We start from the raw sequence: 12480 nt of genomic DNA, 5'->3' as shown, positions 1-12480 counted from the left end.
TCCCCTGTCAGGTAATCTGTGCGCGTAACTGGTCTTCACGCTTCGAGCGCTGAAACAACACGATCAGCAGAACAGCCAGCACGATCGTCACCAAGGCCATCGGTCGAGCCGTACCGTCATTCAAGAGGCTGATCAATACGGCGGCAGCCGCAGCCATTGTCTGTTCGATACCACTTAACATGGCTGAGGCAGTACCAGCCTGACCTTCAATGGAGCGTAGCGCCCGACTGGGGGCAACGGCAAACAGAGGTCCCATACCGAAAGTCATGATCATATACGTGCCTGTCAACAGAACAGGTCCCGTCTGCCCCAGAAAAACAACCAGACTCAGCGCAGCGGCGCCGGTCAACACCAGAAACACACCGAGACGCAACAGGGACATGGCAGCCCAACGGTCAGCGAGTCGCGATGCCAGCAAGCTGCCAAGAAAGAAGGCCACGACGATACTGGCCTGGTAATAGCCAAACTGGTCCGCGGCAACTCCCAGCATCTCGATGAGAACAAACGGCGCACCGGTGACATACACAAATATCAGACCCAGAGCCGCCCCCAGAATGGCGGTATGAGTCAGGAAGTCTGAATTGTGCAGCAAGCGCGAATAACCTTGCATGATCACAGAGAATTTAAAGGCGTCAGGATCCGGCACACTGGATTCAGGCAGCAGGCGCATCACAAAGAGCAAGGCAACAACGGCCATGCCACTGATGACAAAGAAGTTTGCCTGCCAGCCAAACACAACATGAATATAGCCACCCAACACCGGGGCGATGGCTGGCGCCACGGCAATCACCATACCGAGCAAGGCCATCGCCTTGACTTGTTCCCTTTCGCTATACAGATCCTTGATGATGGCCAGCCCGACCACCGCCTCCGCCGCTGCCGCCAGACCCAACAGAATCCTGACAACAATCAACTGATCGATGCTCTGGGCAGCTGCGCAGGCGAGCGACAGAATGGCCACCGCAAACAGGGACACGACCAGCACCGGCTTGCGACCAAAGCGATCCGACAAGGGGCCGTGTATCAGCTGAGCCAGTCCGAATGCCAGCATGTTGAGGCTGATGGTCAGCTGCACACGCGTCGCTGTGGTATCGAACCAGCTTGCCAGATCTGGCAAGCTGGGCGTGTACATGTCCGTTGACATGATACTGACGCTGGATCCCAGTACCAGAATGCCCACTACCAGGCCAATGCTGGGCTTTGCAACGACCAGAGCAGGAGCCACTTTTGTCGATTCGGACATGAAATACCGTATTTACCAGATTGAGTGAAAAGCCCGGTCCTTCAGGGCGGGGATGTAAACGAACGTTAGGGCTGTGTTAGTATTTCTATCAGCGGCAGGACATGCCGTGTTATGCCTGCGGAGGGGACGTTAGACTTGAGTTGCAGCAGTACGCAGCACAAGCAGCCTCAATGAAACAGGAACCCACCGAAGCGAACGGTAAAACCATACCGAGCGCTGTAGGAATCCCCTTCGTTTTAGGGGGGAGGATGTCAAAGAGAAGGGCGCACTAAAGTACGCCCTTAATACCCGTGAAACAATATATTAGTTTTTAAAAGACTGATTCATTGCCTCACGAGGCTCTGGCTCTACATTTCCAGCGCTTTATCAGTCACCACTGATGACCATGCACCTTCCGGCTCTTTCGTGATGACCGGATCGGATCCACCCGTCAACAACGTCTGCACAGTACGCTGGTAGTCAGCCTCGTCCAGAGAGCCATCAGTGCCTTCTGTCAGCTTGTTGACTTCTCGAACCATACGTCGCTGATGTTTCTCAGTCTGAGCACCACTGGCATCATTTTCGAGCACGATCTCGGCAGCTTCGTCCGGATTTTCACGTGCGTATTCCCAGCCCTTCATGCTGGCCTTGACGAAACGAGCCATTTTTTCGACAAAGGCATCGTCTTCAAGATTCTCTTCCAGCACGTACAGGCCGTCTTCCATGGTCGACACACCTTGCTCTTCGTAAGGGAACACGACTAATTGGTCCTCTGTGATACCGGCATCAATCACCTGCCAATACTCGTTATAGGTCATGGTTGAAATGCAGTCAGCCTGCTTCTGCAGAAGAGGATCGACATTGAAACCCTGCTTCAGGACTGTGACTCCCTCGTCCCCACCTTCAGTCGAGATACCCAGTGCCGACATCCAGCTCAGAAACGGGTACTCGTTACCAAAGAACCAGACGCCCAGTGTGCGTCCCTTGAAATCCTCGGGCGAAGTTATGCCACTCTCTTTGAGGCAGACCAGCATCATGCCCGAGCGTTTGAACGGCTGAGCAATGTTCACCAACGGCACACCCTTTTCCCTGCTGGCCAGTGCTGATGGCATCCAGTCGACAATAACATCGGCGCCACCACCGACAATGACCTGCGGAGGTGCGATATCGGGACCACCCGGCTTGATCGTGACGTTCAGATCTGCCTCGTCATAAAAGCCCTTGTCCTGGGCAACGTAGTAGCCTGCAAACTGGCCTTGAGTCACCCACTTGAGCTGCAGAGCAACATTATCTGCCGCACTTGCCTGCGCTGATGCGCCCAGCAATGCAGCCGCCAATACAGTCAGCGCCGTACAGTGTTTTAACCTTTTCATGCTAGCTTCTATCCTCGGTTGGTACAAGTTGGTACAGCTTGCTCAGACAGACATCTCTTGCGCAATACACGCCAGCCAAGCAGACGTGTGAATTAACTGCGAACAGATGGATGCCAGAACGTGAACATTCTTTCCAGTAAAGCAATAAGGCCATAGAACATGGATCCTGCCAGCGCTGCCACGGCGATTTCAGCCCAGACCATATCGACATTCATGCGCCCGACTTCGGTGGAAATGCGAAAGCCCATGCCCACGGTTGGCGTACCAAAGAACTCGGCCACAATGGCGCCGATCATGGCCAGCGTGGAATTGATCTTCAAGGCGTTGAACAGGAAGGGCAAAGCTTCAGGTATGCGAAGCTTGAACAGGCTTTGCCAATAGCTGGCCGCATAGGTTTTCATCAGATCATGCTGCATGGGTTGAGCTGCAGCCAGCCCGGCAACCGTATTCACCAGCATGGGAAAGAAAGTCATGATGATCACCACAGCTGCCTTTGAAGGCCAATCGAATCCAAACCACATCACCATGATTGGTGCGACACCCACGATCGGCAAGGCGGAAACCAGATTGCCAATGGGCAGCAGACCACGTTGCAGGAACGGTGATCGATCTATCAATACCGCCACCACAAAACCAGCCCCACAACCTACGGCATAGCCGATCAATACCGCTTTCAGAAAGGTCTGCTTGAAATCTGCCCAGAGTATGCTGGTGGAGTTCATCAGACGCTCGCCTATCTGACTTGGCGAGGGCAATAGAACCTGTGGCACATCCAGCCCCCGAGTCAGCAGTTCCCATAAAATCAGCAGCCACACGCCAAACAGCACCGGTATGATCACCCCGAGTATGCTGCGGTACAGTGATGACAATGTATGAATACTGGACAACTGCTCAACGCAGGCCCATGCCAGTAACCAGGCGGCGACCACCTGACACCAGAATCCTGCGCTGACCATCTCTGGCTGATCCACCTGACTGATCAAAGACCAGGCGACAACCGTCGATACGCCACCGACAAGCAAGGCGGCCATCAGTCTGGACCTTGTCAGCACTCGAAAAGCCAGTAATGACACCAATGCCATGCCCAGCCCGGACAAGATCTGTCCCTGCAGCAGCAAGCTGCCGACAGCCAGTCCGCCGGCCCCGGTCAGCAGAATGCGTTCCATGACCCGATAAGGGAAAACCGGCTTGCCGGTTAGTGATTGAGGACGACTCATCTTGTCAGAGACCTTATCCACGAACCAACCCCATGCGACGATTGACCCAGTCGCCCAACCAGCCGATCAGCACGACAAGGGTGGCTGCCAGTATTGAGGCCACAACCAGCGCGGACCAGATCTGTACTGTCTGACCGTAATAGGAACCCGCCAGCAGACGCGCACCGAGGCCAGCAACGGCCCCCGTGGGTAGCTCGGCCACAATGGCACCAACCAGTGAGATGGCAACAGCAATCTTCATACTGGTGAACAGGTATGGCAGGGAAGTTGGCAGACGCAACTTGAAGAAAGTCTGCAAGCTCGATGCGTTGTAGGTTCGCATCAGGTCCAGATAACTACTGTCGGGTGAGTTCAGTCCCTTGACCATACCCACCGCCACCGGGAAGAAACTCAGATACATTGATATGAAGGCTTTCGGAAGCAGGCCTTGCACACCGACAGCATTAAGCACCACGATGATCATCGGCGCAATTGCCAGAATTGGAATCGTTTGCGAGGCGATGATCCACGGCAGCAGGCTCTTGTTCAACGCCTCGTTATAGACAATGGCCACTGCCAGCAGAATCCCCAGCAATGTGCCCATGGCAAAACCCAGCATGGAAGAGGACAGCGTGATACCGGCATGGTAGACCAGCGAGCGTTTGGAGGTGATTTTCTTCTTGAAGGTGGTGTCGATAATTTCGCTCACCACCTGATGCGGTGCCGGTAGTACCGGACGTTCCTGATGCATGGTGTTCTGCACCATGCTGATGAAGGATGGGGTGGTCCCTGCCCGCCCGGCAACACTTTTTTCCCAGGCCAGATTCAGCGATGCGGCCCCGACGTACCAGAGTAAAATGATGGCCAGCGTAACAACTGTGACCGGAAACAAGGCGGTCCCGACTCTGGATCCCATTCAGACGACCTCATCGTAGCTGTGACCAGCCCGAAGTCCATCACGCACCCGGTGAGCCAGCTGCAGAAACTCGGGAGTTTCACGAATCGACAGATCACGCTCTGCAGGCAGGTTGCTCTCGATAATCTCATGGATTCTGCCGGGGCGTGGTGACATCACCACGATGTGGCTGGAGAGGAAGACGGCTTCGGGAATGGAGTGCGTGACAAAGACAACTGTCTTGTTGGTCTTTGCCCAGAGTTTCAGTAATTGCTCGTTGAGATGATCTCGCACAATTTCATCCAGCGCACCAAAAGGTTCATCCATCAATAACAGATCAGGCTCAACCGCCAGCGCACGGGCTATCGATGCTCGTTGCTGCATGCCACCTGAAAGCTGCCAGGGGTATTTTTTGCCAAAACCTGCAAGATCGACCAACTCCAGGTTTTTCTCGACACGCGCTCGAATGGCATCGCCCTTCAGCCCCATTATTTCCAGCGGCAAGGCAATATTGCTGGCAATGGTTCGCCAGGGATACAACGAGGCGGCTTGAAACACATACCCATAGGCTCTTGCCAGCCGTGCCTCTTCCGGCGACATGCCATTAACCTCGATTGAACCGGCAGTTGCCTGCTCAAGGTTGGCAATGACCCTCAGCAGCGTTGTCTTGCCGCAACCGGAAGGTCCGATGAAGGAGACGAAGTCACCCTGATTGATTGTCAGATCAATGTCCTGCAACGCCTGGACATCACCATCGCTGGTGGGAAAAACCAGCGACAGTTTGTCGATTTCTATGACTTTGGCAGCTTCAGTCATGACCGTGAACTCGGGTCCGTGCACCGGCTCGGAACTCTACCAAGATCAAACACCAGCAGGCATCTTTGAAGGATCACGTTTGACCGGGTGTGGTGCGGTTAATTCCTTCCACTGCGACAGGGCGCGATTGACAGCCGGATAGGCCTTGCGTGGTACAAACTTGCCATGTCCCTCTTCGGTTTCCACTTTGTCTTCAGTCACGACACACTGACCACGAGTCAAAGTGAAACGCGGCAGCCCCTTGAGTTCGAAACCCTCGAAGACGTTGTAATCAATGGCAGACTGCTGCGAGGCGGCACGAATTGTCTTCTGCCGCTCCGGATCCCAGACCACGATATCGGCATCCGCACCTTCCAGAATGGCGCCTTTCTTAGGATACATATTCAGTATCTTGGCAATATTGGTCGAGGTAACTGCGACAAATTCGTTCATCGTCAGACGCCCGGTGTTGACACCACGCGACCACAAGACCGGCAATCTGTCTTCCAGCCCTCCGGTGCCATTGGGAATCTGAGTAAAGTCACCCAGACCCAGGCGCTTCTGCTCTGTTGTGAAGGCACAATGATCCGTGGCCACCACCTGCAAACTACCTGATGCCAGACCTGCCCACAGAGAGTCCTGATGCACGGAACTGCGAAACGGTGGCGACATGACGCGTCTGGCCGCATGGTCCCAATCAGCGTTTGCATACTCCGAATCGTCCAGTGTCAGATGCTGTACCAGCGGTTCCCCATAGACTCGTTTGCCCGCTTGGCGTGCGCGCCGGATGGCCTCATGTGCCTCCTCGCAGGAGACGTGCACCACGTACAGAGGTACGCCTGCCATGTCGGCAATCATGACTGCACGATTAACCGCTTCACCCTCGACCTGAGGAGGACGCGAATAGGCATGTGCCTCGGGACCTGTGTTGCCTTCCGCCAGAAGACTGGCCTGCAACTGGGCAACGACATCACCGTTTTCGGCATGCACCAATGGCATGGCACCCAGAGCAGAACAACGCTGGAACGATGAGTACATCTCTTCATCGTTGACCATCAAAGCCCCCTTGTAGGCCATGAAATGCTTGAACGTGTTAATACCACTGTCCACCACCGCTGCCATTTCTTCGAACACCTGCTTGTCCCACCAGGTGATCGCCATATGAAAGGAAAAATCGCAGGAAGCCTTGACGGTCTTGTTGTCCCACATCTGCCGAGCTTCCAGCAATGACTGGCCCGGGGCCGGCAGACAGAAATCAACAACCGTTGTGGTTCCACCTGATAATGCAGCTCGGGTACCTGATTCAAAATCATCCGTTGAATAGGTGCCCATGAACGGCATTTCCAGATGAGTATGCGGATCGATCCCACCGGGCATGACATAGCAACCGGTAGCATCCAGAATTTCATCACCAGACAGGTTGTCCCCAATCTGCGTGATGACACCGTTTTCTATCTTGACGTCTGCCGTGTAGCTTCGGTCGGCGGTAACAACTGTGCCGCCTTTGATCACCTTGCTCATGTTGCTGTCTGGCTCCTAAGCTGTAGTCTCTACTAAGGGTTCGTATTTGTTAAGGGCTTGCGTGGTTCAGTCCACAATGCCAGCGGTTTCAACGACTGCGTGAAACAGAACATTGGCTCCTGCGGCAGCCCATTCCAGAGAAATTTCTTCGGCCTCATTATGTGAAAGACCGTCGACGCAAGGACACATCACCATGGCCGTAGGGGCCACGCGGTTGATCCAGCAGGCATCATGACCAGCGCCTGATACCAGGTTACGGTGGCTGTAGCCCAGACGCTCGGCTGCATTACGCACCGCACTGACACAATCGGCATCAAACTCCACAGGATCGAAACCACCGACCTCCTCGATATCCATGCCCAGACCTATCTTGTCGGCTATTTTTTTCGCACCCGCCCGGTAACGCTCTTCCATGTCGGCAATCACGGCTTTATCCGGATGCCGAAAATCAACGGTAAAAACCACCTTACCGGGAATGATATTGCGCGAATTAGGATAGACATTGCACTGACCGATGGCACCGACAGCATCAGGTGCGTGACTCAAGGCTATCTCGTTGACCAGCTCAGTCATGCGTGCCATACCCAACCCTGCATTGACACGCATAGGCATCGGCGTGGAACCGGTATGGCTCTCCTTGCCGATCAGTGTTGTTTCAAGCCACTTCAAGCCTTGTCCATGGGTAACGACGCCGATATCCAGATTCTCTTTTTCAAGAATCGGTCCCTGTTCGATATGCAGCTCGAAGAAAGCGTGCATCTTGCGAGCTCCCACTTCTTCATCCCCAAGATAACCGACTCGCTTGAGTTCATCACCGAGCCGCACACCCTCGGCATCCTCCCGATCATAAGCCCAGTCAAGTGTATGAACACCTGCAAAAACACCACTGGCCACCATGGCCGGAGCAAAGCGGGTGCCCTCCTCGTTGGTGAAATTGACGACAACGATCGGATGCTTGGTCTTGATGTTCAAGTCATTGAGCTGGCGCATGATTTCCAGAGCACCCAGGACACCCAGAACACCGTCGTATTTGCCGCCGGTAGGCTGTGTGTCCAGATGACTGCCAACATAGACCGGCAAGGCATCCGGATCCGTACCCTCGCGCCGAGCGAACATGGTGCCCATCTTGTCCAGGCCCATGCTCAGACCTGCCTCAGTGCACCAGCGCTCGAACAGGCGACGGCCTTCTGCATCTTCATCCGTCAGCGTCTGGCGATTATTACCACCAGCAATACCCGGCCCGATTTGAGCCATTTCCATCAGTGAATCCCACAAGCGTTCGCCGTTGATGCGCATATTGCTCGTAATCGCCATGATCTGCCCTTTTGCTGAATGAATAATGTTGCTGTTGAAAATTTCGCTGCTTGATCCCCTGCCCTGTAATCAGGTAGGGAAAGTAAATACGGCTCCGGATTTGATCCCTGTGGGCCAACGGCTGGTCACGGTTTTAAGGCGAGTATAGAAGTGCACACCTTCAGGCCCATAGATGGAATGATCGCCAAACAGCGATCGTTTCCAGCCACCAAAGCTGTGGTAGGCAACCGGCACAGGAATGGGCACATTCACACCCACCATGCCCACCTGAATGCTGTCAGTAAATGACCGGGCCGCATCACCGTCACGTGTAAAGATTGCCGTGCCGTTTCCGTATTCGTGGTCGTTGATCATCTTGACCGCCTCCTCGTAATGCTTGGCTCGCACCACCGCCAGAACTGGTCCGAAGATCTCTTCCTTATAAATCTGCATGTCCGTGGTTACCTTGTCAAACAGGGAACCACCGACGAAATAGCCGTTTTCATAGCCCTGCAAGGAAATATTGCGACCATCGACAACCAGTTCTGCGCCAGCATCCACGCCTGAATCGATCAGTCCGGTTATCTTCTCCTTGGCAGCTGCCGTAATGACGGGCCCCATCTCCGTATCAGGATCGTCTCCAGGTCCGATACGCAACGCTTCCACCCGTGGTCGCAGAGCAGCGACCAATCGGTCAGCCGTCTCTTCACCAACCGGCACTGCAACCGAGATGGCCATGCAGCGTTCGCCAGCAGATCCGAACCCGGCTCCCATCAGCGCATCCACCGCTTGATCCATGTCGGCATCCGGCATGATCACCATATGATTCTTCGCACCGCCGAGCGCCTGTACCCGTTTACCGGCCTGAGTGCCACGGTTATAGACATATTCGGCGATCGGGGTCGAGCCGACAAAACTGATGGCCTGCACCTTGGGATGATCCAGCAAAGCGTCGACAGTTTCCTTGCCGCCCTGAACCACGTTGAGCACGCCCGGTGGCAGGCCTGCCTGATGCAACAGGTCGGCAACCATCATCACCGCCGAGGGATCTCTCTCGGATGGCTTCAGGACAAAGGTATTGCCACAGGCAATGGCGACCGGATACATCCACAAGGGCACCATCGCCGGAAAATTGAATGGCGTAATGCCGGCACAGACACCCAGCGCCTGGCGATCAGACCAGCAATCGATATTAGGACCGACATTGCGGGAGAACTCCCCCTTGAGCAAATGTGGAATACCACACACAAACTCCACGACTTCCCGACCACGCTGAACTTCACCCAGGGCATCGTCGTGTGTTTTTCCATGTTCACGAGTAATTTCCCGAGCCACGTCATCGGCATGCTTTATCAGCAACTCATTGAAGCGGAACATGATAGCCGCACGCTTGAGCGGTGGTGTCGCAGCCCAGGCCGGAAATGCTTCTGCGGCAACTTCCACGGCAGCTGCAACTTCCTCGGCCGTACTCAGGCCAAGCTGATCGATAACTTCACCAGTAGCAGGATTATAAACCGGCTGGGAGTGACCACTGCTGGTCTCTACACGTTGCCCACCTATCAGGTTCGGTATCATGGTTGCACTCTCGATTACACTAGTTTTACTTGTGGTTGCACGCACGCTATCGTATCTTGACCACTTGGTCAACAATTTGCGCAACCTCTTTGACAAACAATCGGATCAGTCTCAACAATAAACGGGACTCCACATCGGACTCTTCCCGGAAACGAACACGCATCCAGATACAGAACGAGGCGCGTATCGTGCGTGCCGCTCTGGATGTCTTTTCTACCAATGGTTATCGTGGCTCCACCGTTGACCAGATTGCACTAACAGCAGGCATGTCAAAAGCCAATGTGCTGTACTACTTCAAGAAAAAGGAAGATATCTACGCCGCTGTTCTGGCACGCACACTCACAGTCTGGCTCGACCCACTGGAGAGTCTGGATCCGGATGGGGACCCTATCGAAGAGCTGTGGAAATATGCACGCCAGAAGCTGCATCTGTCACGCGACGCCCCCTACGCCTCCCGGCTTTTTGCCAATGAAATACTGCAGGGTGCACCCGTCATACGCCCCTTTCTCGACAACGAGTTGAAGACCCTGGTCGATGCCAAGTGCGCAATAATACAAGCATGGATTGATGACGGCAAACTTATCCCGGTATCGCCTTTGCATCTGATATTTCTGATCTGGTCCACCACACAGCACTATGCGGACTTTGACCCGCAGATTCAGGCCTTGAATGATCAGTCACAAGAGGATCTGTACACCGATGCAGAACGCACACTGAAGATGATTCTGATGCGCGGCCTGACACCCTGAACAACCAGCTTACTGGTCCAGGCCTGTAACAACACACTGGCAATGCTGATTATCATGATGGCTTCACACTCATTCTCCCCTCTGTCAAGCTCTACCGCACACACCCTGGTTCTGGGAACAATGCCCGGACAGGCCTCACTCGTAGCTCACCAGTATTACGCCCATCCACGCAATGCATTCTGGCCGATCATGCTCGCTATTCTGAAAGTATCAGAACTCAGCTATATCTCGGCCCATGCACTGGACTACTCGCAGCGTTGCTCTCTTCTGGTGCAAGGCGGCTATGCACTTTGGGATGTTCTGGCCAGTTGCGAAAGACCTGGCAGCCTCGACAGCCGTATCGTTCGCAGTAGCGAACAGGCTAACGATATCGGTGATTACATCCAGAACCATCCAGCCCTTAGCTGCATTGCCTGCAACGGCAAGAGTGCAGAGAAACTGCTTGTCCGACACTGCCAGTCGGTACTGGACGAGCAACAAAGGCAGGGCCGACAGATACGACTTGTCAGCCTGCCCTCATCCAGTCCAGCCATGGCTAGCCTGTCCTTAACCGAAAAACATCAACGCTGGGCAGAAGGGTTATTGGGGTGAGTCGTCCAGTTGGCATATTCGCTCAAGATTGGCTTGTCTGTTCGGACATCGACCCCTTCGGTCACCTGCTCCATGCTGATGCACTGATCAACCGGACAAACACTGACACACAGGTTACAGCCGACACACTCTTCATTGATCACCTCGAAATGTCGCTTGCCATCCACCATTGAGGTAATGGCTTGATGCGAGGTATCTTCACACACCACATGACAACGACCACACTGGATACAAAGGTCCTGATCAATGACTGCCTTTGCGATGTAGTTGAGATTCAACTGTTGCCAATCCTTCACATTCGGCGTCGCCTTGCCGACAAAATCGTCGAGGCTCTTGTAACCGCTGGTATCCATCCAATCTGACAGACCTTGTGTCAACTCTTCGATGATACGAAAGCCATAAGTCATCGCTGCGGTACATACCTGAACATTACCAGCCCCCAGTGCCATGAATTCAGCAGCATCACGCCAGGTTGTAATTCCACCAATACCCGATATGGGAATACCTGCCGTTGCCTGATTACGCGCGATTTCAGCGACCATGTTCAGCGCGATTGGCTTGACGGCAGGACCGCAGTAACCACCATGTGATCCCCAGCCATCAATGGAAGGGTTGGGCGACATGGTATCCAGATCAACGCTGATGATGGAGTTGATGGTATTAATCAGAGATACGGCATCTGCACCGCCATTCACTGCAGCCGTTGCTGGCGCTTTGATATCCGTGATATTTGGCGTCAACTTGACGATAACCGGCATCTGGGTATTCTGCTTGCACCATTCGGTCACCATCTGAATATACTCAGGCACCTGACCGACAGCCGCACCCATGCCTCGTTCCGACATGCCGTGCGGACATCCGAAGTTCAATTCGATGCCATCTGCACCCGTGTCCTCGACCTTGCTCAGAATATCCTTCCAGCTCTGCTCCTCACAAGGCACCATCAGGGATACCACAACAGCACGATCGGGCCAGTCACGCTTGACCCGCTTTATTTCATCCAGGTTTATCTGTAGCGGGCGATCGGAAATCAATTCTATATTATTGAATCCGACCAGCGTTCGATCGCTGGAGTACATGGCGCCATAGCGTGGCCCGTTGACATTAACCACACTGGGGTCTTCGCCCAGCGTCTTCCAGACAACCCCTCCCCAGCCCGCTTCAAATGCCCGAACGACGTTATATTCCTTGTCCGTCGGTGGCGCGGACGCCAACCAGAAAGGGTTAGGTGATTTAATACCCAGAAAATTGCTGCTCAGATCAGCCATGT

At 54.1% G+C, this 12480-nt stretch carries 11 protein-coding genes; 2 read left to right on the top strand and 9 right to left on the bottom strand.

Annotated elements, in window-relative coordinates; genetic code table 11:
- Nucleotides 1-7: 7 nt before the first annotated feature.
- From IMCC3135_RS08010 to IMCC3135_RS07975, 8 genes are all read right to left on the bottom strand, one after another.
- A complete protein-coding gene (locus tag IMCC3135_RS08010; protein ID WP_088917127.1) occupies nt 8-1243 on the bottom strand; it encodes a multidrug effflux MFS transporter in 1236 nt (411 codons plus the stop codon).
- Nucleotides 1244-1590: 347 nt separating this feature from the next.
- Nucleotides 1591-2595 carry an ABC transporter substrate-binding protein gene (locus IMCC3135_RS08005; protein ID WP_088917126.1) on the bottom strand — a complete coding sequence of 335 codons (1005 nt, stop codon included), beginning with the start codon at nt 2593-2595 and terminating at the stop codon, nt 1591-1593.
- A gap of 92 nt (nt 2596-2687) precedes the next feature.
- Complete coding sequence (locus IMCC3135_RS08000) at nt 2688-3812, bottom strand: ABC transporter permease (RefSeq protein ID WP_088921744.1); 1125 nt, start codon at nt 3810-3812, stop codon at nt 2688-2690.
- A gap of 13 nt (nt 3813-3825) precedes the next feature.
- Nucleotides 3826-4707, bottom strand: coding sequence for an ABC transporter permease (locus tag IMCC3135_RS07995; RefSeq protein ID WP_088917125.1), 882 nt, complete (start codon nt 4705-4707; stop codon nt 3826-3828).
- Nucleotides 4708-5502, bottom strand: coding sequence for an ABC transporter ATP-binding protein (locus IMCC3135_RS07990; protein ID WP_088921743.1), 795 nt, complete (start codon nt 5500-5502; stop codon nt 4708-4710).
- A 45-nt stretch (nt 5503-5547) separates the two neighbouring features.
- On the bottom strand, nt 5548-7002 hold the full coding sequence (hydA, locus tag IMCC3135_RS07985) for a dihydropyrimidinase (protein ID WP_088917124.1): 1455 nt from the start codon (nt 7000-7002) through the stop codon (nt 5548-5550).
- A gap of 66 nt (nt 7003-7068) precedes the next feature.
- Nucleotides 7069-8316 carry a Zn-dependent hydrolase gene (locus IMCC3135_RS07980; protein WP_088917123.1) on the bottom strand — a complete coding sequence of 416 codons (1248 nt, stop codon included), beginning with the start codon at nt 8314-8316 and terminating at the stop codon, nt 7069-7071.
- Nucleotides 8317-8385: 69 nt separating this feature from the next.
- On the bottom strand, nt 8386-9870 hold the full coding sequence (locus tag IMCC3135_RS07975; protein WP_088917122.1) for a CoA-acylating methylmalonate-semialdehyde dehydrogenase: 1485 nt from the start codon (nt 9868-9870) through the stop codon (nt 8386-8388).
- Nucleotides 9871-9959: 89 nt separating this feature from the next.
- Here IMCC3135_RS07975 and IMCC3135_RS07970 point away from each other — a divergent pair, with 89 nt between their 5' ends.
- Entirely contained in the window at nt 9960-10619 is a 660-nt protein-coding gene (locus tag IMCC3135_RS07970; protein ID WP_205737958.1) for a TetR family transcriptional regulator C-terminal domain-containing protein, read from the top strand.
- A gap of 42 nt (nt 10620-10661) precedes the next feature.
- Nucleotides 10662-11210: a DNA-deoxyinosine glycosylase gene (locus IMCC3135_RS07965; RefSeq protein ID WP_205737957.1), complete on the top strand. Its 549-nt coding sequence runs from the start codon at nt 10662-10664 to the stop codon at nt 11208-11210.
- Here the strand turns inward: IMCC3135_RS07965 and preA are convergent.
- Entirely contained in the window at nt 11180-12478 is a 1299-nt protein-coding gene (gene preA, locus IMCC3135_RS07960; RefSeq protein ID WP_088917121.1) for an NAD-dependent dihydropyrimidine dehydrogenase subunit PreA, read from the bottom strand. The genes IMCC3135_RS07965 and preA overlap by 31 nt on opposite strands.
- Nucleotides 12479-12480: the final 2 nt, after the last annotated feature.

It is taken from the genome of Granulosicoccus antarcticus IMCC3135 (assembly GCF_002215215.1).
Lineage (GTDB): Bacteria > Pseudomonadota > Gammaproteobacteria > Granulosicoccales > Granulosicoccaceae > Granulosicoccus > Granulosicoccus antarcticus.
This window is presented reverse-complemented; position numbering and strand designations above follow the sequence as displayed.